This is a genomic window from Halolamina litorea, from assembly GCF_026616205.1.
In the GTDB taxonomy this organism is placed as follows: domain Archaea; phylum Halobacteriota; class Halobacteria; order Halobacteriales; family Haloferacaceae; genus Halolamina; species Halolamina litorea.
This window is the reverse complement of the sequence record NZ_JANHGR010000001.1, coordinates 2,078,591-2,101,880: the sequence shown is the minus strand read 5'-3', so window position 1 is coordinate 2,101,880 and position 23,290 is coordinate 2,078,591. Positions and strand designations below refer to the sequence as shown.

24 protein-coding genes, 1 tRNA gene and 2 rRNA genes are annotated in these 23,290 nt (G+C 66.3%); 11 read left to right on the top strand and 16 right to left on the bottom strand.

Translation table 11 applies throughout. The features are described 5' to 3' along the window. The 3 genes from NO998_RS10905 to NO998_RS10895 form a co-directional block, all read left to right on the top strand. Nucleotides 1-89 (top strand): 23S ribosomal RNA (locus NO998_RS10905); the annotation flags it as partial. Nucleotides 90-213: 124 nt separating this feature from the next. After that, a 5S ribosomal RNA gene (gene rrf, locus NO998_RS10900) occupies nucleotides 214-335 on the top strand. A gap of 126 nt (nucleotides 336-461) precedes the next feature. Beyond that, nucleotides 462-1,313, top strand: a complete 852-nt coding sequence (locus NO998_RS10895; RefSeq protein ID WP_267647172.1) for a DUF7504 family protein — start codon at nucleotides 462-464, stop codon at nucleotides 1,311-1,313. Nucleotide 1,314: 1 nt separating this feature from the next. Here NO998_RS10895 and NO998_RS10890 read toward each other — a convergent pair whose 3' ends face one another. Further along, nucleotides 1,315-1,614, bottom strand: a complete 300-nt coding sequence (locus tag NO998_RS10890) for a DUF8124 family protein (protein WP_267647171.1) — start codon at nucleotides 1,612-1,614, stop codon at nucleotides 1,315-1,317. A gap of 118 nt (nucleotides 1,615-1,732) precedes the next feature. On the opposite strand from NO998_RS10890, the gene NO998_RS10885 reads away from it, so the two are divergent. Continuing rightward, nucleotides 1,733-2,923: a redox-regulated ATPase YchF gene (locus NO998_RS10885; RefSeq protein WP_267647170.1), complete on the top strand. Its 1,191-nt coding sequence runs from the start codon at nucleotides 1,733-1,735 to the stop codon at nucleotides 2,921-2,923. 38 nt (nucleotides 2,924-2,961) lie between these two features. Next, nucleotides 2,962-3,246: a ubiquitin-like small modifier protein 1 gene (locus NO998_RS10880; RefSeq protein ID WP_267647169.1), complete on the top strand. Its 285-nt coding sequence runs from the start codon at nucleotides 2,962-2,964 to the stop codon at nucleotides 3,244-3,246. A gap of 27 nt (nucleotides 3,247-3,273) precedes the next feature. Here the strand turns inward: NO998_RS10880 and NO998_RS10875 are convergent, their stop codons facing one another. Further along, a complete protein-coding gene (locus tag NO998_RS10875; RefSeq protein ID WP_267647168.1) occupies nucleotides 3,274-4,959 on the bottom strand; it encodes an aldehyde ferredoxin oxidoreductase C-terminal domain-containing protein in 1,686 nt (561 codons plus the stop codon). Between the two features lie 138 nt (nucleotides 4,960-5,097). Here NO998_RS10875 and coxB point away from each other — a divergent pair, with 138 nt between their 5' ends. The 3 genes from coxB to NO998_RS10860 are packed head-to-tail and all read left to right on the top strand — an operon-like array spanning nucleotide 5,098 to nucleotide 8,665. Beyond that, the gene (coxB, locus tag NO998_RS10870; RefSeq protein ID WP_267647167.1) at nucleotides 5,098-5,844 is read left to right on the top strand and encodes a cytochrome c oxidase subunit II; all 747 of its coding nucleotides are present in this window, start codon (nucleotides 5,098-5,100) and stop codon (nucleotides 5,842-5,844) included. Between the two features lie 3 nt (nucleotides 5,845-5,847). After that, nucleotides 5,848-8,391, top strand: coding sequence for a cbb3-type cytochrome c oxidase subunit I (locus NO998_RS10865; protein ID WP_267647166.1), 2,544 nt, complete (start codon nucleotides 5,848-5,850; stop codon nucleotides 8,389-8,391). Between the two features lie 4 nt (nucleotides 8,392-8,395). Continuing rightward, on the top strand, nucleotides 8,396-8,665 hold the full coding sequence (locus NO998_RS10860) for a cytochrome C oxidase subunit IV family protein (RefSeq protein WP_267647165.1): 270 nt from the start codon (nucleotides 8,396-8,398) through the stop codon (nucleotides 8,663-8,665). 268 nt (nucleotides 8,666-8,933) lie between these two features. Here the strand turns inward: NO998_RS10860 and NO998_RS10855 are convergent, their stop codons facing one another. The 8 genes from NO998_RS10855 to NO998_RS10820 form a co-directional block, all read right to left on the bottom strand. Beyond that, on the bottom strand, nucleotides 8,934-9,212 hold the full coding sequence (locus NO998_RS10855; RefSeq protein WP_267647164.1) for a DUF7410 domain-containing protein: 279 nt from the start codon (nucleotides 9,210-9,212) through the stop codon (nucleotides 8,934-8,936). A gap of 2 nt (nucleotides 9,213-9,214) precedes the next feature. Beyond that, complete coding sequence (locus NO998_RS10850; RefSeq protein ID WP_267647163.1) at nucleotides 9,215-10,675, bottom strand: hypothetical protein; 1,461 nt, start codon at nucleotides 10,673-10,675, stop codon at nucleotides 9,215-9,217. Nucleotides 10,676-10,722: 47 nt separating this feature from the next. Continuing rightward, nucleotides 10,723-11,151 (bottom strand): hypothetical protein, encoded by a 429-nt coding sequence (locus tag NO998_RS10845; RefSeq protein WP_267647161.1) that lies wholly within the window; start codon nucleotides 11,149-11,151, stop codon nucleotides 10,723-10,725. A 78-nt stretch (nucleotides 11,152-11,229) separates the two neighbouring features. Beyond that, complete coding sequence (locus tag NO998_RS10840) at nucleotides 11,230-11,535, bottom strand: DUF8036 family membrane protein (RefSeq protein ID WP_267647160.1); 306 nt, start codon at nucleotides 11,533-11,535, stop codon at nucleotides 11,230-11,232. Nucleotides 11,536-11,575: 40 nt separating this feature from the next. After that, on the bottom strand, nucleotides 11,576-11,857 hold the full coding sequence (locus tag NO998_RS10835; RefSeq protein ID WP_267647159.1) for an ArsR/SmtB family transcription factor: 282 nt from the start codon (nucleotides 11,855-11,857) through the stop codon (nucleotides 11,576-11,578). A 70-nt stretch (nucleotides 11,858-11,927) separates the two neighbouring features. Beyond that, nucleotides 11,928-13,271 carry a ferritin-like domain-containing protein gene (locus NO998_RS10830; RefSeq protein WP_267647158.1) on the bottom strand — a complete coding sequence of 448 codons (1,344 nt, stop codon included), beginning with the start codon at nucleotides 13,269-13,271 and terminating at the stop codon, nucleotides 11,928-11,930. Between the two features lie 211 nt (nucleotides 13,272-13,482). After that, nucleotides 13,483-13,557, bottom strand: a tRNA-Glu gene (locus NO998_RS10825). A gap of 109 nt (nucleotides 13,558-13,666) precedes the next feature. Beyond that, a complete protein-coding gene (locus NO998_RS10820) occupies nucleotides 13,667-14,821 on the bottom strand; it encodes a metal-dependent hydrolase family protein (RefSeq protein WP_267647157.1) in 1,155 nt (384 codons plus the stop codon). Between the two features lie 108 nt (nucleotides 14,822-14,929). On the opposite strand from NO998_RS10820, the gene NO998_RS10815 reads away from it, so the two are divergent. Further along, a complete protein-coding gene (locus NO998_RS10815; RefSeq protein ID WP_267647156.1) occupies nucleotides 14,930-16,381 on the top strand; it encodes a hypothetical protein in 1,452 nt (483 codons plus the stop codon). 60 nt (nucleotides 16,382-16,441) lie between these two features. On the opposite strand, the gene NO998_RS10810 is transcribed toward NO998_RS10815, so the two are convergent. Continuing rightward, nucleotides 16,442-17,179, bottom strand: coding sequence for an archaeal proteasome endopeptidase complex subunit alpha (locus NO998_RS10810; RefSeq protein ID WP_267647155.1), 738 nt, complete (start codon nucleotides 17,177-17,179; stop codon nucleotides 16,442-16,444). Between the two features lie 485 nt (nucleotides 17,180-17,664). Here NO998_RS10810 and NO998_RS10805 point away from each other — a divergent pair, with 485 nt between their 5' ends. Next, nucleotides 17,665-18,480, top strand: a complete 816-nt coding sequence (locus tag NO998_RS10805) for a polysaccharide deacetylase family protein (protein WP_267647153.1) — start codon at nucleotides 17,665-17,667, stop codon at nucleotides 18,478-18,480. A 105-nt stretch (nucleotides 18,481-18,585) separates the two neighbouring features. On the opposite strand, the gene NO998_RS10800 is transcribed toward NO998_RS10805, so the two are convergent. The 3 genes from NO998_RS10800 to NO998_RS10790 are packed head-to-tail and all read right to left on the bottom strand — an operon-like array spanning nucleotide 18,586 to nucleotide 20,657. After that, a complete protein-coding gene (locus NO998_RS10800) occupies nucleotides 18,586-19,599 on the bottom strand; it encodes a lamin tail domain-containing protein (protein ID WP_267647152.1) in 1,014 nt (337 codons plus the stop codon). A gap of 45 nt (nucleotides 19,600-19,644) precedes the next feature. Beyond that, nucleotides 19,645-20,388: an FAD-dependent thymidylate synthase gene (thyX, locus tag NO998_RS10795; protein ID WP_267647151.1), complete on the bottom strand. Its 744-nt coding sequence runs from the start codon at nucleotides 20,386-20,388 to the stop codon at nucleotides 19,645-19,647. Nucleotides 20,389-20,438: 50 nt separating this feature from the next. Next, the gene (locus NO998_RS10790; protein ID WP_267647150.1) at nucleotides 20,439-20,657 is read right to left on the bottom strand and encodes a type II toxin-antitoxin system HicB family antitoxin; all 219 of its coding nucleotides are present in this window, start codon (nucleotides 20,655-20,657) and stop codon (nucleotides 20,439-20,441) included. 79 nt (nucleotides 20,658-20,736) lie between these two features. Here NO998_RS10790 and NO998_RS10785 point away from each other — a divergent pair, with 79 nt between their 5' ends. Further along, on the top strand, nucleotides 20,737-20,940 hold the full coding sequence (locus tag NO998_RS10785; RefSeq protein WP_267647149.1) for a 30S ribosomal protein S17e: 204 nt from the start codon (nucleotides 20,737-20,739) through the stop codon (nucleotides 20,938-20,940). 12 nt (nucleotides 20,941-20,952) lie between these two features. Here NO998_RS10785 and NO998_RS10780 read toward each other — a convergent pair whose 3' ends face one another. Together NO998_RS10780 and NO998_RS10775 are read right to left on the bottom strand one after the other, a co-directional pair. Next, nucleotides 20,953-22,326, bottom strand: a complete 1,374-nt coding sequence (locus tag NO998_RS10780; RefSeq protein ID WP_267647148.1) for an NAD(P)/FAD-dependent oxidoreductase — start codon at nucleotides 22,324-22,326, stop codon at nucleotides 20,953-20,955. An 81-nt stretch (nucleotides 22,327-22,407) separates the two neighbouring features. Beyond that, a complete protein-coding gene (locus tag NO998_RS10775) occupies nucleotides 22,408-23,253 on the bottom strand; it encodes a proteasome assembly chaperone family protein (protein WP_267647147.1) in 846 nt (281 codons plus the stop codon). Nucleotides 23,254-23,290: the final 37 nt, after the last annotated feature.

Genomic DNA, 23,290 nt, shown 5'->3' with positions numbered 1-23,290 from the left:
AGAAGAGGAGTTAGATAGACTCGGGATGTACGCGCCAAGGCAACGAGGCGTTGAGTCCGCGAGCACTAACAGACCGAAGCCATCACTCATCCGGTGATCGCTCTGCACTGTACCCGTATCATACGGGTCCAGGTGCGAACTGGACTACGCTTATACACGGTTGTGGACCCTACCGAGCCTGGTATGATCGCGGTTCGATTCCGCGACTCGGCGTGAGACGGCCAGAGTGGTGAGGTAACACCCGTACCCATCCCGAACACGGAAGTTAAGCTCACCCACGTGTGGAGGAGTACTGGCGTGGGCGACCCGCTGGAAAACTCGACTCGCCGTCTCTCCATTCATTGCGGTTTTCATAACGATCGAAGAGCGGTCGCGTTCGCGGCCACTCACCACGGTTCACGAGGATCAACTATCCCCCGTGACCCGTATTTTTATACCTAATCAGTCGTTGTAATCCGCATATGCCCTTCGACGCCGCTTCAGAACGACTCGCTTTCGGCGCCGAACGGGCAATGCAGACCGTCCGGAGCCACGCGGCGGGACGAAACGTCCTCGCCGTTCTTACTGACACCACGGCCGACGAATGGCGACGGAGTTGGGAGCGGACCGGCGTCAACTCCGAGCAGGTCGGGATCGTCGAGTGCTTCGACCTCGCTCGTGGTGCGGGAGCGGCGACACAGACAAGCGTTGTTTCCGAGGACCTCGCCGTTGCCACCGTTGAGCGTCCCGTCGAGACCCGTCAACTCCGTACCGTACTGGAACAGTTCCTCGAAGGGTGGAACCGCGGCTCCAACAGTACGCTCGTCTATCTCGACTCTCTCGGGGCACTCGTCGCCGACAGTGACTACGACAGCGTCTGTCGGCTCCTCCAGCAGCTCCGATCATGGACTGACCAACCCGGATCCGGCATCGTGGCGACGGCGACCGAAGCCTGTCCGCCGCGCACGACTGCCAGGTTCAGTGATTTCTTCGCGGCGACCGTCGGCGAACCGGCCGTCGACGCGGAAGCCACGACGGCTGTCCAGCGGCTCCGTGTCCACGACCCGACGACGTTCGGCTACTTCCGGAGCTACTGGCGGGACGCACTCGCCGTCCTGGAGCGGACCGACCGCTCGTTCGTACAGGCCGGCCAACTCGCGCCGAAAACCGACCTCTCGTCGCGCGTACTCGGCACAACACTCTCGGCGTTCGCCCGCCTCGGCGTACTGTCGGTTCGAGCCGACACGAACGGCCCGAACCGGTACGACTGTCGACGCTACGACCCACAGCGCGCAGCAGAACTCGGTTTGGTCGTGGACTCGCTCCCCGAGTAGCTCACGACGGCGCTTCGAGTGAACTCCCGACCACCGACCCGTCCGGCCGAAGGGTCACGCTTCCGAGCATCGCCGTTTCGCCGGGCTCGGTCGTGGATGCGACCGCCCTGAGTGTCTCTTCTCGATCCAGTTCCTCCCAGAGGCGTCGCTCGATCAGCGCTTGGAATGACTCCGGGTCCGTCCACCCGGCGTCGATGTCGGACGGAACCCGGACGACGACACGGAGTTCCGCCTCGGTCACTCGAATCCCGACACCGAACGTGTCCCCGCGTTCGCCCGTATCCGTGCTCTCGTCGCTCACAGCCACTCGTTTCGCGTCCTGTGTCAAATTCCCACCGGCTCGAAGTGTGCGTGACGTTCACAGCCGTTGTCGGCGCCGATGGGACGGCTTTTGTCCGCTAACCACATCGGCCGTTCCAATGAGCTACCGGATCGGACTCGTCGGCAAGCCCTCGGTGGGCAAGTCGACGCTGTTCAACGCGGCGACGATGAACGACGTGCCCGAGGGCGCGTACCCGTTCACCACCATCGACCCGAGCATGGGCGAGGCGTACGTGCGCGTCGAGTGTGCTGCCCCCGAGTTCGACGAGACGTGCACCCCGAGTGTCGGCTACTGCGACGACGGCACTCGCTTCGTCCCCGTCAAACTCGTCGACGTGGCGGGGCTGATCCCCGGCGCCCACGAGGGGAAGGGCTTGGGGAACCAGTTCCTCGCGGACCTCAACGAGACCGACGTGCTCGTTCACGTCGTTGACTTCTCCGGCGAGACTGACCTCGAGGGCGAAGCGACTGAGGGTCACGACCCCCGGGAGGACATCGCGTTCCTCGAAAACGAGATCGACATGTGGTATCTCGACGTGCTGAACAAGGGGATCGAGCGCCACCTGACCGGCTACCACGGTGGCGAGGGAGACGTCGAGGCGGCACTCGCAGAACAGATGGACGCCTTCGGTATCGTCGAAGAGGAGATCAAGCAGATCATCCTCGGCCAGGGGATCGGCTTCGATCCGGAGGAGTGGGACGGCGAGCAGCGCGAGGAGTTGGCCCGCGAGATCCGAAAGCGGACCAAGCCTATCGTCATCGCGGCCAACAAGATGGACACCCCCGCCGCACAGGAGAACTGGGAGGCCATCACCGACGAACAGCAGTACGATCACCTCGACTTCGTTCCCGTGAGCGCCCACGCGGAGAAGTCCCTGAAGAAGGCGAGTGAGGGTGGTGTCCTCGACTACACGCCCGGGGAGGACGACTTCGAAATCGTCGGCGGCGTGAGTGCCGAGCAGGAACAGGGACTCGAACAGATCCGGACGTTCATCGACGCCTACGGCGGCACCGGCGTCCAGGACGCCCTCGAGACCGCACTGTTCGAGACGCTGGGCTGTCTCGGCGTCTTCCCCGGCAGCGCCAACGGCTCGAAAGACGAGAAGGGGGTGTTCCGTGACTGTTTCATCCTGCCGGAGGGTGGCACCGTCGAGGACTTCGCGTACACCATCCACTCGGACGTGGGCGACGGGCTACTCCACGGCATCGACTGCCGTTCGGGCCGGCAAGTCGGTTCCGACCACCGACTTTCCCACCGTGACGTGATCGAGATCGTCACCACCGGCTGACCGCTGGCTACTTTTGGGCTCCGGCCCACCGGTCGAACGTGCAAATCGAGTGCAAACTGTTCGGTCCCTTCCGCGACGACGCCGGCGTCGAGGACGTAGGCGGAGAGTACGACACTGGCACGACTGTCGGGGAACTGCTCCGGGGGTTGGAGGCCGACCACCCGACTCTCGAGGGGCGTATCGTGGACGAGTCCGCCGACACGACAGCGGGATCGACCGTCGTCACGATCAACAAGAAGAACGTCAAACACATCGACGGGCTCGCCACCGAACTCTCCGAGGGGGACACCGTCCGGATCGTCCCCTCGGTCTACGGTGGCTGAGCGACTGGACCGGCTTCGTCCGTCGAGTCAGTCGTCGGCGGCCGCCGGGGCAACCGAGTCGATCGAGGAGTCCGGGATCGTCCCGTCATCGTTCCAGCCGCGGGCCTCGTAGTACTCCTGGACGGCCTCCGCGAGGTCCGGAATCTCGTAGGGGAGTCGGTCGTTCTCCACGTCCTTACCCCGCTTGTTGTTGAAGTGACGCTCGCGTTCGATGGCGCGGGCGCCGACCGCTTGGAGCTGTTCGTACTCGGTGTCGAACAGCTGTTCGAGTCGCTCGTCGGTCAGGTACTCGCCGCCGAACGCGCACACGACGCCGGAGTCCCGGACCACGTTGTGGTTCTCCAGCCCGATGAGGGTCTCTGCTTTGCCCAGTGTCCCCTCCGGATCGACCTGTCCGGAGTACTCCAATCCGAGCATGCCGCCGTACATGTGGTCGGCGCCACGGTTCGCGACTGCGTAGGAGAGCCCCTGTCCGTGTAGTGTCCGTCCGTCGTGGGCCGCGAACTCCATTCCCTTCACGGTGTAGTTGTTCACGCCCAGTTCCTCGTGGGCTCGGTCGACGCCTTCGGCGAGCAGGTCGCCGATCCCCTCGCGGCGGGCGATCTTCTCGAGCGTCTCGTGAACCAACTCGGCGTCGCCGAACGCGTCCTCGCTTTTGAGATAGGCCGCGACGGTGACGCCCGCGGAGATGGTGTCCATCCCGAGTTCGTCACAGAGTTCGTTCGAGATCATCACGTCGACGATGTCGCCGACGCCCTGGCAGGTCCCGAAGGAGTACACCGTCTCGAACTCCGGCCCTTCGGTCTCGACGCCACGCTCTTCGTCTTTGGTCGGGAGCTTGCAGGCGTAGGCACACTGCGAGCAGGCGCCTTTCTTGTACTTCTTCTCCTCGACGGCGTCGCCCCCGATGTTCGCGATGCTCTCGAACTCGTAGTCGTCGAAGTACCGCGTCGGAATCGAGAAGTTGTCGTTGATGAACTCCGTGTTGCCAGTCGTCCCCTGTCGACGCATGAGGTCGTCGCTGGTGGCGGCCTCACGGTGAACGTCCATCGCCGGCGGGTCGGGAATCTCGACCTCCGGCGTCGAGTCGCCCTCGAAAGTCACACACTTGACGTTCTTCGAGCCGAGGATGGCGCCGATCCCCCCGCGTCCGAACGCGCGGGAGTCGAACGTCATCACCGACGCGTAGCGAACGAGGTTCTCACCGGCGGGACCGATCGTGATGCAGTTCTCGGGCCCGAGGTCGTGGTGGGTCTCCATGTACGCCGAGACGCGACTCGTCTCCGCGCCCTCCAGTTCGGGGACGGCCTCGAACTCGACTTCCGGTCCGTCGGGACCGTCGGTGACGTGGACTGCGAGCAGTTCGTCGCTCTCGCCGACCAGTTCGAGCACTGACAGCCCGGCACCGGTGAAGTTCCGCGAGAGGTAGCCCCCGGCGTTCGTCGACACCAACCCGTCGGTTAGCGGCGAGAGGCCGGTCATGTTCATCCGTCCGGTGAAGGACATCCGGCTCATCTGCATCGGGCCGGTCGAAAGGTACGCGCGGTTCTCCGGGCCGAACGGGTCGGCGTCGAATGGGATTCGATCGTGAGCGAGCGCCGTAGCCGTGGCACGTCCGCCGATCGTGTTTTCCAGCACGTCGTCGATGTCGACGCGTTCGGCGGTCCGGTCACCGACGTCGACGGTAAGCATCGGTCCCTCGGCGTGAAGCATACGTGGCGGTTTAGGATGCCGTCACCTTATTCCTGTCTCTCGTCGCGACCCGGCGAATTATTTCCACGCCCCGCGCGCACGCGAGCGTTCGAAACCACTAAGGTCGGAGCGTGGCGACTATGTGTATCAAGAGTGCCGATGATACCTGATGCCATAACCGCATCCGTGCTCCAGATGGGGGGGCTGATCCCCCGCGGAACACGGGTGGAAGTGTTCAGTGAGATCTACTGGGTGTTCCTCGGTCTGGGAACCCTGGTGGGAGCCGTCGTTATCGGCTACATGTTGAAAAATGCGTACGAATACAGCTACCGAGGGGGCACCGACGACGAGGACCGCCCCAAACTCGGCGAGATCCCGACCGGTGGGGGGAAGGGCAAGAAGCTGTTCCTCTCGCTGAGCCTGAGTGCGATCATCGTGATCTCGCTGATCGCGTGGACCTACGGGACGCTCCTGTTCGTCGAAGGGCAGACTGGCGAACAGGGGATCGACGTCGAGGTGGAGGGCTACCAGTTCGGCTGGAACTTCCACTACCTCGACGACGACGGTGAGTACACGGGGGTGAACACGACGGGCACGCTGCGCGTTCCCGCCGACACCCAGGTGAACTTACGGATAACGTCAGCGGACGTGTTCCACAACTTCGGGATCCCGTCGCTCTCGGTGAAAGGTGACGCGATCCCCGGCGAGTACACGGAGACGTGGTTCAAGGCAGAGGAGCCCAGGAACCACACTGCCCACTGTTACGAACTCTGTGGGCAGGGTCACTCCTACATGGACGCTGACATAATCGTCATGGAGGAGGAAGCCTACAACAACTGGTACGCGGAGCAGCACGCGGCCGCGCAGAACGATTCTGCCGGCAACATCGCTGCGGCGGAGGCGTAACGTATGACTGACGACACTCAACCACGAACCGACGGCGGCACGGCGACGGCACTGCCGGGTGACAGCCACGACGAGGGTGGGCACCTCCCACCGCGCTCGTCGCTCAAGCGCTGGATAGTCACGACCAACCACAAGGACGTCGGCATCCTCTACATCGTGACGTCGATGTTCTTCCTCCTCTTCGGCGGGGTGCTCGCGCTGCTGATCCGCGCCCAGATGTGGAGTCCGCGAGCGCCCGGCGAGGGCATCCTCTCGGCCATGGCGTACAACCAGTCCGTCTCGCTGCACGGGCTGATCATGGTCTTCTGGTTCATCTCGCCGTTCGCGACCGGGTTCGCTAACTACATCGTCCCGCTCCAGATCGGGGCCGAGGACCTCTCGTTCCCGCGGCTGAACGCGCTGTCCTACTGGCTCTACCTGGCCTCGGGGCTGATGGTCTTCGCATCCTTCTTCCAGGGATCGACGTTCGCTGGCGGGTGGACGCTGTACGCACCGCTGAACATCCCGGCGTTCATGCCGAGCATCGGCGCGACGACGACGGTGTTCGCGCTCGTCACGTTCTGTGCATCCGTCACCGTCGGTGGGGTGAACTTCATCACCACGATCCACCGCATGCGGGCACCTGGCCTGACGATGCGCAGCCTCCCGCTGTTCACGTGGTCGTGGCTGCTCACCGTCTGGATGATGCTGCTCGCGTTCGCGGCGCTGCTGGCCGCGGTAATGATCCTGCTGTCGGACCGAATGCTCGGAACGATGTACTTCTCGATGACCACCGAGGGTGGGTCGGTGCTGTGGACCCACCTCTTCTGGTTCTTCGGCCACCCCGAGGTGTACATCGTCTTCTTCCCCGCGCTGGGGGCGATGGCGGAGATCTTCCAGACGTTCTCGGGTAACCGGATCGTCGGCCGCAAGTGGTTCATCGTCTCGATGGTGCTGGTGGCGCTCCAGAGCTTCATCGTCTGGATGCACCACATGTTCCTCACCTCGATCAACCTCGAGGTGAAGACGCTGTTCATGGCGACGACGATCGGTATCTCGTTGCCGTTCGACCTGATGGTGTTCTCGCTGATCTACACCCTGATCAAGGGGCGGATCCGGTGGGACACCCCGATGCTGTACGCGTTCGGCGCGCTCGTGCTGTTCATCGTCGGTGGGATCACCGGCGTGTTCCTCGGCGCGGTCGTGCTCGACTACGAGTTCCGCGGCACCTACTGGGTCGTCGCGCACTTCCACTACGTGATGGTGAGCGGGGCGACGGCGCTGATCGCCGCCCTGTTCTACTGGTTCCCGAAGATGACCGGGAAGACCTACGACGAGTTCCTCGGGAAGGTGAGCTTCGCGGTGTTCTTCACCGGGTTCAACCTGCTCTACTTCCCGCTGTTCCTCGCGTGGGGGACTCCCCGGCGCGTCTTCGCCTACCGGCCCGAGTACCTGGTCTGGCACCGGATCGCCTCCGTGGGTGCGGTGATCCTCGGGATCGCGGTGCTGCTGATCATCTACAACCTCACCAAGAGCCTCCTCGCCGGCGAGGACGCCGCGGGTAACCCGTGGCCGTACTCGACGACCGCCGAGTGGGCGGTCTCCTCTCCGCCGCCGATGGAGAACTTCCCCGGTACGCCGACCTACAAGAACGGCGCGCTCGAGTTCCTGAGCGGTTCGAGCGATAGCGGTCACAGCGGGGCAACCGCTGCCGACGGCGGCACGGCCGCCACCGACGGCGGTCACGCCACCGCACACGACGCGATCGAACACGCGAACGACGACGACGTCCACGTCGACCACGCGAGCATCTGGCCCGCGGTCATCGGCCTGTTCACGTTTGTCACGGTCATCGGGCTCTCCGGCCTCCAGGTCGGGAGCTACCCCGAAGGCCTCGAGGGCGTGTTCTACATGGCGACCTCGGTTGTCGGCGTCGTCGGCCTGATCGGCTCGATCGCCGCTATGGGCTACGAGAACTTCACGGCCCACGAAGGCGGCTTCGGCGAGACGTGGCCCTTCGCGGGCGTCGAGAACACGAAGATGGGGATGTGGGTGTTCCTGGCCTCCGACGTGGTGCTGTTCGGGGCCTTCATCGGTGCCGCCATCTTCCTCCGTGTAGCCTACGGCTGGACGGAGTGGCATCCCATCCCGCACAACCCGATCCCGGGGCTGGTCAACACCTACCTGCTGCTGACCAGTTCGTTCTCGGTGATCCTCGCACTCGTGGCTGCGAAGAAACACAGCCGCAAGGGGATCGTGGCCAGCCTCGTCGTGACGTTCACGCTCGGGCTTGGCTTCCTCGTGAACAAGGGGATCGAGTGGATCGAACTGTTCCACGAGGGCACGTGGCTGGACTCCAGCGTGCGTGCCTCGACGTACTACCTCACCACGGGCCTGCACATGGGTCACGTGATCGCGGGACTGCTGATCACGGCCTACCTCATCTGGCGGGCCTGGAACGGCGCATACGCCGACGGCAACGACGAGACGCTCGAGTACTTCGGTCTGTACTGGCACTTCGTCGACATCGTCTGGCTGTTCCTGTTCCCGCTGTTCTACATCGTCTAGACCAATGGCACGAACAAAACTCTACACCGGAATCTACGTGGCACTGTTCGTCATCGCGACGCTCCAGGTGGTCGTCGAACGGACCGCCCTGATGGAGGAGGCCTACGTCATCGCGCTCGCGCTGATCACCGTGCTCTCGGTGATCAAGGCGGTGGTCGTCGCGGGCTACTTCCAGCACCTCGTCTGGGAGCCCCGCTCGGTGACCTACGTGATGCTGCTCGGTTTCGTCGGCTTCCTCGCGCTGACGGTCGCGGCGTCGTACTCGATCCAGTAAGGCGCCGTCACGGACGCGGTCTTTTTCGTCGCGCTCACGCGTTACCCTCGGAGTCACACAGCGCCGGCACTGTTTTCCTGTCTCCTTCCCGCCAGCGGCCATTGAGCTAGCCGTCATCTCTGACAGGCACGTGCGAACCGTCCCTCCCCGACCCGTTCCGTGACCGGATCGAGGCCGACGACCAGACGATCCACGCCGGCGACTTCGAGGACGGCGAGGGACGTCACGCTCCACGAAGCCCGACAGACGAAGAAACAGCCAGCAGGGCCTACGACCAGACGAAGGAGTAGCTGTAGACGAACAGGAACATGATGAACGAGAGCGCGCCGAGCACTTTCAGGTGGAACACGAACAGGTCGTCGCTCTCCTGGTCGTCGGCCTCGGCGTACGCTTCCGCCTCGGCGTCGGTCATCGTGTCCCCGTGTGTCTCGCCGACGTGGAGCGTGCGGAGGTGGTCGCTCGGGAACGGTCGGCCACAGTACGGACAGCGTGCGGCCTCGTCGTCGTCGACGACGAACGCCGCCTCGTCGGTGGTTGGTTCGGTCATGATCAGATGAAGGGTGCGTCGATGGTCGGTTGTGCCAGTAGCCAGAGCCCCGTGATGGTGTACAGCACCATCACGCCCACGTAGGGGTACTGGCTCCGGATCGGTTGGAGCCGCCCGGTGAACAGTTCGAACGCCCGAGAGTGGGAGACCCATACCGCGAGCAGGTGCCCCGCGAGCACCGACAGCGGGCCGACCCAGCTGATCCACCCCGGCAGTCCGAGCACGGGCGGGGTCAGCGGCGGAGCGAACGGCGCCGCGGCGACGACCACCGCGGCGGGGAGCTGTTGGAGCAGGTACGGAAGGTAGTGGCCGAGGTGGTAGCCCGCGGCGATGGGCAACAGCGCGGGCGCGAACGCGGCGGCGATGGTCGGCGCCGACCGGTAGGTCGGCCCGCTGGTCCGAACCCGCTTCGAGGCCGCCCAGTAGATCCCGAAGAAGGCGGCGTAGCCCAGCAGCATCGCGGCGAAGTAGGCCAACTCGGCGGGCAGGCCCGCCCGAACGATCGGTGCCGCGAGCGACTGCCACGCGGGCGTGGCGACGAAGCCGTCGAAGGTCGTCACCCACAGCAGCGCGATCACGAAGCCGATCTCGCTCTCACGGGTCGTCGCGTCGGTATTCCCTTCCGTCAGCGCCGCGCCGGGGGCGACGATCTCCAGCCCCTCGTCAGTCCGCTGGACCGGCGCGACGCGCCCGTAGAGGTCGAACACGCCCGCGATCGGGTCGATCTGCCGGCGCCACGTCTCACGTCCCACCACGACACTCGCGACGAGCGTCGCGGCGACGTAGGCGGCGACGACGACGGTCAGTTGACGCGGGTCCGAGGCCACTTCGGTCACGACCTCCAACCACACGAGCAGGAGCAGGCCGGCGACGGCGGGCCATCGGCCGACCCAATCGGGCAGTTCGACGGAGCCGGTCGTGGGGAGTACCGACGCCAGCCGTCCGAAGGGGTCGAGGGCGGGCCAGGAGTTCCCGAGGAAGTACGTACTCGCTGTGAACCCTGCCCACCAGAGTACCCAGACGAACAGGACGGCGAAGTTCCGGCCGGCTTCCGGGGGGCCGGCGATTCCCGTCGCCAGCACGGCGCCGAGTCCGAGGACACCGAGGAGGCCAGCCAGCCGACCGCCCCAGCGCCGGACCGCGCCCCCGTTCGGGACCGTGACGCGCCGGTCGTGGTAGGCGGTGAGCAGGTCGCGGTCGGTGACGAAACTGGTCAGGAGAAAGGAGACGGCGATGACGCCGCCCCCGGTCATGAGGAACAGCCACGTCGGTGTATCGACGTTCCCCGACGAGATACCCGGCCCGCCGTGTGCGTTGACCGGCGCCGCGAACAGCGCCAGTGCGGCGGTTACCAGCAGGGCGCGCCCGCAGGCGCCGCCGACCGAACGACGGGCGATCGCCGTGAGCGGGTTCGTGTGCTGCGGCCGTGCGACCGACGCCGCTGTCTGGTAGCTCGATCTCACGTGCCCGAACGTCGGGCGGGAAGCTACAGGAACGTTTCGCAAGCGGCTCAGGCCGTCACTAGCTGCACCGTGATGACGAGCACGAGCAGCAGTGCCAGCATCCACGAGCCGGCCATGACGGCCGCCGCACGCTGGAACCCACGGGCCTTCGCGGCCGCGTAGGTGCCGTAGAAGAGGTAGAAGACGAACGACAGCGCCAGCGAGAGCGCGACGACGATGCCGCCGACGCTCACGAGCGACGTGGAGAACGCGTCGCCGCTCACGAACAGCATGGCGCCGAAGCCGAGCGCCAAGGCGCCGACGATGAACGCCAGCGTCCAGACGGACTCGTTGCCGGCGAGTGCGCTCGCAAGCGACTGGTCGTCACCCAGTTTCGGTGTGTAATCTTTCCAGTTCCGACCCACCACCGCCGCCACGACGGCGACGAGGAGGAGAGCCATCAGCGCCGCACTCACGAGGTAGATCGTCGATGCCATGGTACGCTACGTTAGCAAAGAATGGCCGTGGCGAGGGTATAAAGATTCGTTTCTCCGTTGCGTGTTCCGGTTCGGGACTCAATCGAGGGTGACCCACGCCAGAAACGCGAGCGCGACGGCCTCGAGCACGTGGAACGACAGCATCGCGTACCACGCGATGTCGGGGACCTGCGTGCTGAACCACACCGAGAGGTCCGGGTCGAGGAGGTAGTAGTAGAGCGCGAACCCGTTCTCGATGAACAGCAGGCTCGCGAACACCAGCATCCCGAGCGTGTGCTTCGATCGGAGCGCGAGGTAGTTCCGCACCCACACCCAGATCAGACTCCCGAGAAAGAGGAGGTTCACCCCGACCGTGATCTGTGCGGCGGTCGCTAGCGTGTTCATCGGTCCCCCGTCGAGCGTGGCTCGGTTCGTGTGTTCCGGCTCATGGTTGCTCCAGTCCCTCGATTATCTCCTCGACTACGTCCCAGTTGTTCCGGGCGCGGTCGGTCGGCAGGTAGACCGCGCCGTAGTCGTCGCCGCTCGCGTGGACGATGTCGTTGTCCGCCAGCACGTCGAGGTGGTGTCTGACGGTGTCGTAGTTGAGGTCGAGCGCCTCGGCGAGCTGGTTCGGGTTCCGCGGGCGCTCGTCGACGGCCCGAAGAACGCGCGCCCGGTTCGGGCCGCCGCGAGTACCCGATAGCACGTACCAGAGGGCCGCCTCCATCGTGCGAACCCAGCCTCCCGACCTACCTAAGCCCACCGACCGTCCTTCCAACGGGCGGCGGGCCGGAGCCTCACTCGACGATGAACTGGCCGGCGACCTCCTGCACTTCGGCCATCGTCATCGGCTCGTCGACGGCGACGGGGAACGGGGATTCGACGTTGAGTTCGTTGAGGAAGCTCGCGTGACGGGCCTCGACGGAGTGGATGCCGATGGCGGCGTTGAACACCGCGTCAGCGGAGACCGTCGGCGCCGCGCCCGCGTAGGCGGCGACGCCCGTGTTTTCGAGGGCCTTCGCCACGCCGAGGAACTCGGAGGGTGTCTCGTAGCCGAAGTCGTACTCGGCCTCCTCGACGGGTGTGCCCCCGAGCTGTTCGACCGTGTCGCTGATGGCGCTCACGTGGGCCGCCTCGTGGTCGCCAACCATCGCCAAGTGACCGGGCACCTTCTCCTGGATCTTCGTGTCGTAGTCGCTCAGCACGTCGGCGTTCATCAGTTCCTCGTCGCTGAACCCCGCGAGGCCGTCGCGGTAGAACGCGTTCTCCAGGTGCTCCAGCGTGAGCGCGTAGTTCAACACGTCCACGTCGCTGGTGTCGTTCTCGGCCTTGCGGTCGTGGGTGGGCCGGTCCTCGTCCAGTTCGTAGGCGCTCGGGTCGACCTCGCTGGTGACGAACTGCCCCGCCACCTCGAGCACCTCGTCGACGCTCATCGCCTCGTCGACGGCGTTCGGGAACGGCGCGTCGTCGTTGACCAGATTGAGGAACGCCGCGTGGCGGGCCTCGTTGGAGTGGATCCCCGCTGCGACCGCGAGCAGGTCGTTGTTGACGACCTTCGGGGCGGCGCCCGCGTAGGCGGCGACGCCGGTGTTCTCCAGCGCGGCACCGACCTGGAAGAACTCCGAGGGCGTCTCGTAGCCGAAGTCGTACTCCCCCTCGCCGATCGGGTCGCCGTTGAGGTCCTCGATCGTCGCCGTCAGCGCGTCGACGTGGGCCTGCTCGTGGGCGCCGACCGTGCGGAGGTACTCCGGCACCTGCATCCGGACGGTCTCGTTGAACGCCGAGAGCGCGTCGGCGTTCATCAGCTCGTCGTCGCTGAACGTCTCCAGCCCGTCACGGTAGAACACGTTCTCCAGGTGTTCCAGCGTGAGCGCGTAGTTCAGCACGGGCACGTCCGGCGCCGCGGGCTGGGGGGTCTCAGTGGGCTCCTCCGTCGGCTCCGGCGTGGGCTCCTCGGTCGCCGTCGCAGTCGGCGTGTCGGTCATCGTCGACATCGGCCCGTCGGTCGGCGTGTCGGTGGCGTCGCCGCCCGCACACCCCGCCAGCCCGACCGCCGAGAGCGTGGCCATCGCGCCGACGAACCGGCGTCGGCTGCTTCGCGCACTATCGTCGTCGTCGCCGCCCGAGTTCGTGGGGAACATCTCCATCCGTTCGAAGCACTGGGACCGACTTACGTATTTTCCGAAAACTGACACAAAACCCGCGGAACTCCGACCCGACCGAGGGGGAATTTCGTCCGAAGTCGTTCGCCTGCTGGCGATCAGTGATCGCTCTTCCGGTTCTATCAGTACTCGGATCGGAGGCCTGCGTCGAGAACGGTAGCGACGCTGTCGGATCGTAGCGTCGGAAGAATGCTCCGGCGGGGATTCGAACCCCGGTCATCACCGTGAGAGGGTGATATGATTGGCCGGACTACACCACCAGAGCGCTTCGCAACCAACAGTAGCGGTGAGGAACGTAAAACCGTTGCGTTTCCTCGCCGCCGTGTGGCGGATTCGCAGGTATCACGCCGCCGTGGTCCCAGCCGCGCCGACGCCTACCGAACCTGCTCGCCCGCGAGGTACACCTGCTCTGGCGACTGCCACGCCTGTACGTCCTCGAGCGGGTTCTCGGGTAGCACCAGCAGGTCAGCGCGGTAGCCCTTCTCGATCATCCCGGTGTCGTCGAGGCCCAGCAGGTCGGCGGCGTTGACCGTCGCCGCCTCCAGCGCGCCCGCCTCGTCGAGGCCGTACTCAACCATGTAGGCCAGTTCGTGGGCGGCGTCCTCGTGGTAGTTGAACGGCGTTCCCGCGTCGGTCCCCATCGCGATGGGCACGCCGGCGTCGAGGCCGTACTCCCACGCCGCCGCCATCCGGTCGCCGGCCTCCTTGGCCTTCTCGACGGCCTGTGCCGGGATGCCGGCGTCGCTGTTGCCGACGATGCCTTTCAGCGCCGATACTGTCGGTACCCAGTAGGTGTCCCGTTCGGCCATCAGTTCGGCGGCCTCCTCGTCCATGAACGTCCCGTGCTCGACGCTGTCGATGCCCGCCAGTACGGCGTTCTTGATCCCCTGCGTACCGTGGCAGTGTGCCGCGGTTCGGACGCCGGCGGCCTCGGCAGTCTCGACGAGCGCCTCCAGTTCCACCGGCGTGAGTTCGGGGGCGCCGGTCTGGGCGCCCGTCGTCAGCACGCCGCCGGTGGCCATGCACTTGATCGCGTCCGCGCCGGCTTTGAGCTGTTCGCGAACCGCCTTCCGGACTTCGTGGGGGCCATCGGCCTCCCGACCGAACCAGTGGCCGTGGCCGCCGGTCATCACGACGTTCTTGCCGGCGGCCTGCACGCGCGGGCCGAGGACCTGCCCGTCGGCGACGGCGTCGCGGGCATCGATGGCCAGCGTCGCCGCCGCGCCGAGGTCTCGGGTGGTAGTAACACCCGCCCGCACGGCGTTCCGGAGGTTCTCCGCGGCGCGGAACGCCATCGCGGCCTCGCTGTCGCCCTGGACGCTCTCGGCGTCGGGGCGCCCGTCCATCATCAGGTGGACGTGCGTGTCGATCATCCCCGGCGCGATGAACCGGCCGGAGACGTCGATGCGCGAGTCGACGTTCTCGTCGCTCGCGTCGCCCACCAGTTCGATCGTGCCGTCGTCGATCAGTACGTCTGCGTCGAGGGTGCCGTCGGCGTCGACGATGGTGCCGCCTTCGAGTAGTTGCATGGTCATCGCTGCGAACGCTGAGTACCTAAAGCGTCGGGTGTCGGCGGCTATCGTCCGTAACCGACAGCCTCCCCCGGATTTATAGTTTATCAGAGACAGGTCGACCCCATGAGACGAACGCTGACACTCCTTGTTGTCGGCTGTATTCTCCTCTCCGGACTCACGGGAGCAGCTATCGCACAGGACCGAGAGCCCAACGACTCGTTTGAGGACGCGGTGACGATCGAACCTGGTGAACACGAAGGGCTCACGATCGAGAGCGGCGACGACGAAGATTACTTCGCGATCGACGTCGCAGCCGGAACCTCGCTTCGCGTGACGCTAACGGCGGAGAAACGAGACGGGAGACTGCCCGAGTCGGCGCCGGATCTCACGATCTATCGCGAAACACAGGGGAGTGTCGACTCGACCTCCGACTACGATACAGTGCCCTCCGCGGCGACGGCGACGATGAACGCCTCCGAGCAGTTCGACGAAGCACAGACCGTCTACATCCGCGTCGATGGGGATGGGAACACTGAGGAGTCGACCGACTACCGGCTGACACTCGTAACCCAGGACGACCGGTTCGAACACAACGGCGACTTCGAACAGGCCGCGCTCGTCGAACCGGGAAGTTACGAGGACCTTCGGATCGCCGGTGGTCACGATCAGGACTACTTCGCGGTCGACGTCGCAGCCGGAACCTCGCTTCGCGTGACGCTAACGGCGGAGAAACGAGACGGGAGACTGCCCGAGTCGGCGCCGGACCTCACGATCTATCGCGAAACACAGGGGAGTGTCGACTCGACCTCCGACTACGATACGGTGCCTTCCGCGGCGACGGCGACGATGAACGCTTCCGAGCAGTTCGACGAAGCACAGACCGTCTATATCCGCGTCGAGGGGGATGGGAACAGCCCTGCGATAACCGACTACCGGCTGACACTCGTGACCCAGGACGACCAGTTCGAACACAACGGGGGCTTTGATACGGCGGCAGGCATCGAACCGGGAAGTTACGAGGACCTTCGGATCGCCGGTGGTAACGATCAAGACTACTTCGCGGTCGACGTCACGGCTGGGGCAACACTCAACGTCACGCTCGTTTCGGAGAAACGCGACGGTACTCTTCCCCGAACCGCGCCGAGCGTTGATCTCTACGATCCACAGCAGGGGCGGATCGGAGGAACCTCGAACTACGAGACGGTCCCAGCGTCTTCGACGGCGTCGCTCGCTCTCTCCGAGGAGTTCGACGAGGCACAGACCGTCTACATCCGCGTTGATGGGGACACAGATGCTTCTGAGATCACCAAGTACAACCTTTCCGTCCGGCTGATGGAACCGGCGCCGACGGCTACATCGACGCCGACGTCGAAACCGACACCGACGCCCGTGAACACGGCGGCGACGTCGCCACCCGATCGAACGGCCAGGAGCACGGCAGTGCCAACGACCGAGTTCCGAGCCACGGATACGGACGACCGACCGGGTTCGACGACGACTGAATCACCGGGGTTCGACGTTGCGAGCACACTCGTCGCTCTCGTGATCCTGTTCGGTGTCCGCCGGCGAGGGTAGAACGCGTACTGAGCGGCTTCCCGCCGCTTCTTCAGATACTGGCGCCGAAGGAAGTCGGCGTTACTCCTCGTCGAGGGCGTCGAGGAGGTCCGCGATCTCCTCGGTCCCGTAGCCCTCGTAGCCGTCGTCGATGGTGATCGCCGACAGGGAGAGGGAGTCCGCATCGATCTCCTCCTCGTGGGCACGGAGGCTCCGGAGGACGAGTTTCAGCCCCTCTTCGAGGGTGAGGTCCTCGGACCAACCCTCTTCGAGCACTTCCTGGATCTCCTCGCGGCCGCCGCCGATGATCGTGGCCTTCCACTCGTGGGGGGTCCCCGAGGGGTCGGCGCTGAACAGGCGCGGGGTCCCTTCCTCGCCCTCGACGCCGCCCTCGATCCCGGCGATCAGGAGCGCGGCACCGTACGGTCGGGTGCCGCCCATCTGGGTGTTCTCCTGGATGTGGTCGGTGATGTACTTGGTCAGCGTCTCGACGCCGACGGCCTCACCGTAGCGCAGGTGGTTGCTCTGGGCCATCTGGCGCGCGAAGTCGATCAGCTGACGCGCGTCGGCGACGTGGCCGGCGGAGGCGGCGCCGATGTGGTCGTCGAGCTTGTGGATCTTCTCGATGCTTTCGGACTCCATCAGCTTCGAACTCGCCTGTGCCTGTGCGGCGAGCACGACGCCCTCCTTCGTCCGGACGCCCACGCTGGGCGCCCCACGGGAGACGGCCTCGCGGGCGTACTCGACCTGGTAGATCCGGCCGTCGGGCGAGAACAGCGACGTGCCGCGGTCGTAGGCCTGCTGATCGTTTCCTCTCATAGGGAGTCCTCCGTCGCGGGGACGACTTCGCTGTTGGTCATCGGTGATGGGTACGCCCCCCCGACTGAAAAACCCTGCTTAAGCGGGATTTTCCACCCCGACCGCTGCTGTCGATGTACTCCTCGCCGTGGCAGGGTGGACACAGAAGGGTCGGTTCGCGGCCGCCGACGGCTCCGGGCAGAGCCACAGTGACGGCCACGTCGTTGGCTCGCCGAGTACCGGGCAGGGTCAGCGAGCGCGCCGGACCGGCCCGCGGGCCGCCGCCCCCCGTCGACGGCAGCCGCGACCCGGTCCACGACGCCGTTCCGGCATCGCCGGCACGCCCGCCGGGCAAACGAACGCGCCGTACTGCCACGGACGAGCGCCGACGTAATGGGCCTCGGTGATCCGTGTCGGTCCATACGGGCGCCATATGGCTCGCGGGGCGACCCCCCGAAACCGGCCGGCTCGGGGAGCTTTATGCTCGCCGGGACGCTGTGGCCTGTATGACCCGCGCCACCGTCTGTCTCACTATCGACTTCGACGCCGTCTCGCCGTGGCTCCACGCCCGGGAGTTCGGCTCCACGCCCGTCAAACGCTCCCGCGGCCGGTTCGGCGCCGACGTGGGTGCGCCGCGGCTGCTCGACCTGTTCGAGCGCCTCGACGTGCCATCGACGTGGTTCGTCCCCGGCCACACCATCGACTCGTTCCCCGAACCCTGCCAGCGCGCCGTCGACGCCGGCCACGAGATCGGCCACCACGGCTGGAGCCACACCCCGCCCAGCGACTACGAGAGCCGGGCGGCCGAGCGCGCCGACATCGCCCGTGGGATCGAGAGCATCGAGGACCTCACCGGCTCGGCGCCCGCCGGCTACCGCTCGCCCTCGTGGGACTTCTCGGCACACACGGTCTCCCTGCTCAAGGAGTTCGGCTTCGAGTGGTCCTCCAGCGGGATGGCCCGGGAGTTCGAGCCCTACGAACTCACCGAGGAGTACGCGCCCGTCGACGACCCCTACGAGGTCGGCGAACCGGTGGAAATCACCGAGATGCCCGTCTCGTGGCAGCGCGACGACTACCCCGCGCTGGCGTTCTCGGGGTCCCGCGCGTTCGCCGACGAGGCCGCCGTCTTCGACCACTGGCGCCGGCAGTTCGACTGGATGTACGAGCACCACGCCGGCGGGGCCTACGTCCTCACGCTCCACCCGCAGGTCAGCGGCCGCAGCCCCCGCCCGGCGATGCTGCGGGAACTGATCGAGCACATGGCCGCGAAGCCCGACGTGGATTTCGCCACCGTGAGCGACGCGCTCGCCGGCATGGGGTAGGGCTCCGAGAGCGACGACGGTGGCGTACTCGCCTACCAGCGAGGACCACGGTCGAGTGTACGTCCGCCGGATCACGGCCGCGGGGAAGTCGCTTCCGGCGCCGGATCAGCCGTCGTAGGGGCGCTCGATCACCGTCCCTCCGCTGGCGTTCCGGACGATCACGGTGTCGCCGCCGTTGTTCCACACGGGGCTGCCTTGGCCCCAGTAGTAGTCGCCGCCGGCGTCGTCGCCGCTCCCGGTGTGGAGGGTGAGTGTTCCGTCCGGTTCGACCGTCGTGCCCTCGGGGAACGTGTAGACGTGGTCGGCCTCGTCGCGGACCGTCCACCCCGAGAGGTCGAGCGTCTCGTTGCCCGCGTTCCGGAAGGTCACGTACTCGTCGTTGAGGTTCTCCCGGTCGTCCCCATCGGCGTCGGCGTGGATTCGGGCGACCCGGAGCGCGCTGCCGCCGTCGGCGACTGCGGGTGTCGGCGTCGCCGTCGCGGTGCTCGGGTCATCGGTCGCACAGGCGCCCCAGAGGCCGATCCCGTTGGCGCGCGCGATCTCCTCGGCACGGCCGTAGCGGTCGCGGTACTCGAAACCGGAGTCGTCGTAGCGTCGGGCGAGTCCGTTGGTGATCAGCCCGTAGTTGAACGATTCGCCGTCGACGTGGACGTACGCCAGCAGTCGGCCGTAGTAGCCTCGCCGTGGCTCGTTCGCGTCGAAGCTCAGGGTGACTGTCCGGCCGGCCAGTTCGTCTTTCGCGTGCTGGCTGGCTCGCTCGCCCCACTCGCGCAGACAGCTCCGGCCGGCGTCGGTCTCGGGTACGCCGGGGAACTCCGCGGGGTCGTTCTGGGTGTAGACCTCGGGCGTGTCGACGCCGAGCAGGCGGACCGTGTCCTCGGTGCCGTTCGGGAGCCGTACGTCGACCGTGTCGCCGTCGACGACACGGGTCACCTCGGCCTCGATGGCGTTCTCCTTGGGCGGCTCTGCGGGCGGGAACTCGGCTGTGCCGGCGGTGTCGGTGGACGCTGCGGTCCCGGTACCGAGGGGGTCGCCGCCGTCGGTCGCCGCGGGCCCGGCAGCACAGCCCGCGAACACGAGCAGCAAACAGACCGCGACGGCGCGGAGATGCCGATCCATGGCCGAAGAACGGTGCGAGGGGAGAAAGGCGTTGGCGCTCGCCGTTCAGGGTGCGAGCCGGTTCTTGCGGTTCTTCATGTGCTCGTCGTAGTAGTCGAAGGTGATCGGGCACCACTCTGCGGCGTAGTCGAGGATCTCCTCGGTCAGCCCGCGGATCTCCCACTGGGCGTCGGCGGCCGCGCGCATGTCGGCGATGTGCATCAGCGTCCGGGCGTTCAGGCTCAACACGACGTTGACCTCGGTACCGATCGGGAGCACGAACCGGGCGTCCTCAGGGGGCATCCCCAGTTCGAGCAGGCGCTGGTACTCCTCGACGGAGCGCTGCACCGAGTTCCGGAACACTTCCTCGCGCTCGGCGACGGTCTCCTCGTCGACGGCGCCGCCCTGCTGATTGCGGCCGATCCAGTCGGGGTCGGTCGCCGACGGCGGCGTGACGACCATCTCGCCCTCGCCGACGGCTTCGGGGTCCACGTCGTCGAAGGCGACGTAGCGCATGCTCTGTACGTCGAAGGAGACGTGGCGGTGACGGGTGAGTTGGGCCATACACGAGCGGGACATCCCCTTCACCGCGAAGGTGGCCTGCGCGTGCTCGAACGGGCCGTAGTGGCCGTGGCTCAGCAGGTGGCCGATCAGGGTCGCCTGCTTGGCCTCGATGTCGTCGCCGTCGACGGTCGCCATCGTCTCCTCGAAGGACTGCTCGCCCACGAAACCCGACGCGTAGTCGTTTCTCGCGGCCTTACAGATCAGTTCCTCGGGGTCCTCGGTCGCCTCCAGAAGCTCGACCTCCATCGTACTCGAAGGGGAGACCGGACCGGTGTTAAACCTACTTTCTCGACCGGTCAACGGCAGTCCGCACTCACGTCGGCGATGAACCGTTCGGGGTCGTCGATCTCGCTCTCACAGCCCAGATCGAGCGCGATCCCCTCGGCGAGCCACCGGAGCGCGGCGTCGACGCTCTCGCCGTGGCAGGCCACACCCGTTGGTTCGTGGCGGGCGATCACCGAATCCCCCGTACGGCGGAGTTCCACGCCCGGGGGACGGTCCGCCGACTCCGTCACACCGGCCGTAGCCGACCGGGCGGGAAAACCCTTGGCTCGGAACGAATCGCTTTAGTGGCTCTCCGCGGAATCTGCCGGTATGGCAATCAAGCCGAAGTACGTCAAGCAGATGGGGACCATTCTGCTGGAGAAGTACCCCCAGTCGTTCAACCAGAACTTCGAGACGAACAAGGAGAGCGTCTCCGCGCTCACCAACGTCGAGTCCAAGGAAGTCCGCAACCGCATCGCGGGCTACATCACGCGCAAGGAAGCCGGCGCCGCCGCGGCCGCCGCCGAAGCCTGAACCGGCGACTTTTCAGTAGCTGTACTCGTCGGCTCGGAGCTGTACGTACGTGTTCCGGTTCCGGAACCGGGTGAGCCGGTAGCGCGCCAGCAGTTCGACGCCCGTGAGCCCCGCGTTCAGCCGACCCGAGAGCATCGAGTCGCTCCCCGACTCGGCCAGCATCTTCGACCCGGCGTCGAACACGCGGTCCCAGTCGTCGGGGCCGTAGCCCCGAACCAGATCCGCCAGCGAGACGTTCCGCAGCGCCTCGTCGCCGATGGCCTCGTGCCACTCGTCGTTGTAGTGGCCGAGTTTCCCCTGCGCGGCGAGGCGGCCGGCGATGGCGCCGGTCCGGACCGCGAGGTGGTCGCCGCCCTCGTGGAAGGCGGAGGTGGTCCCCATCGCGCCGCCACAGACGGCGATGCCGGCGTCGACGGGCGAATCGATCGGCCGCGTCGAGGAGATGGGGTAGGTTTCCGTCCCCTTCGTCTTCCCCGCCCCCTCGACCTTCGGGAAGTCCGAGAGTTCGTACTCGTCGCCGTACTCCCGTTCGAGCAGGCGCTCGATGTAGGTCCCGCCCTGCGGGATGCGCTCGTCCTGAGGGTTGAGGAGGTCGTACTTCTCGCGGTCTTCGACCTCGTCGATGTCCATCCCGATGGGCATCGTCAGGCCGACGCGGCAGACCCGGTCCTGGTTCGGGAACACCCACGGGTAGGCGGTGTGGCCGGGCATCAGCCCCCACCAGAAGACGATGGCGTCCTGCACCTGCTCGTAGATCTCCTCGGGGAACTTCCGGTACTCCTGATAGGCGATGTGGTTGGCCGTCGGCGGCGCGAGCACCTCGCTCGCCTTCCGGCCGGTCGGGAGGTACTCGTCGAGCACGTTCATCGTGACGGTCCGCTGGGGGCCGTCACAGAGCAGCAGGTAATCCGCGCCTACCTCCTCGCCGTTCGCCAGCGAGAGCGTGTGTCGCGGGTGTCCGCGGGGGTCGGTCTCGACGCCGCGCACCGAGACGCCGACGCGATAGCTCGCACCGGCGTCCTCGGCACGCGAGCGGAGGAAGTCGTCGAAGCGGGCCCGGTGGAAGGTGTAGCCGAAGTGGTCGTAGGAGGCGTCGATCCCCGTCGAGCGGAGGTTACAGGCCGTGTTCGGTCCGCGGAACTCCGCGCGGTCGAGGACGTTCTGCACCACGCCGTCGGGCATCTCGTCGGGGTGGATCCCCATGATGTCGACCCAGTAGTCGAGGATGCCGGCGGCGTCGGTGGAGTCCGGGCCGAGTCCCTCGCGGTCGTCCCGCGGGACGCCCTTCTCCAGTACGAGTGCGTCGGCGCCGTGTTCGGCCGCGGCGTGGGCCGCGGCGGTCCCCGCCGGCCCCCCGCCAACGATGGCGACGTCTACGCGTTCCATAACTGCATAGGTGCGTACTCGCCGCGTTAAAGCTACTGACTCGACCCGCCTCACCCCAACGACCGCCGGCGGGCGGCGGGCCTACATGTACATCCGGTTCTCGAACGCCTCCTCGCGTTCGGTCGCGGCCTCGTAGCGCTCGGCGAGTTCGGTGTAGTATCGCTCGATTTCGTCGGCGAACTCCTGCAGGGGCTCGGTGTCGACGCCGAGGCCGTAGATGTCGTTGAGCGCCTCGATCAGTCGGATCGACGCCTCCACGTCCGGAAGCTGTTGGTGGACCGGCGTCTGGAACACGCCGACTGCGAGGCTGGAGTCGATCCCCTTCTCGACCAGGGCTCCCGTCACGCCGTCGAGGTACCCCCGCGCCATCGGCGTCGTCGGCGTCTCCGGCGTCTCGACGGGCTCGGTTTGTTCCGTCGACTCGGAGGGCGCACCGGCGCCGGCGAGGGGGACGGACTCGTCGCCGGCGGCGGGCGGTTCGGGCACGCCGCCGAGCCGTCGTGCGAGGTAGTCGTCGGTCGCGACGTGGTAGGTCCGGTGGTCGTCCGGGCCGTGACGCATCGGGACGGCGTCGACGATGGCGATCTCCTGTACCCCGTGTCGCTCGGTCCACTCGAGGATCGACTCGCCGAACGGCCCGCTCAACACCGGCGGGACGAACAGCTCGTTTTTCAACAGCGTCATCTCGAGCTCCGGCTTCGAGAACAGCCGCGTGTGGTGGGTCGGCCGGCCGTTCTCGAAGGGGGTGATGCTCGGCATCGCCTCGGTGGTGACGTGGCCGGTCTCGACCAGTTCGAGTTGGTCGATCAGGAAGTCGACGGCCGTCAGCCCCGAGAGGCCGTAGCTGGCGAACCCACAGAGTAGCGTCTCCTTCGGGCTCTCGTCGTGACGGACGGCGAACTGCCCCGACTGGGTTGGCGGGTTCATGCACATCCAGTCGGCGGCTGCGACCTTAGTTGTCCGG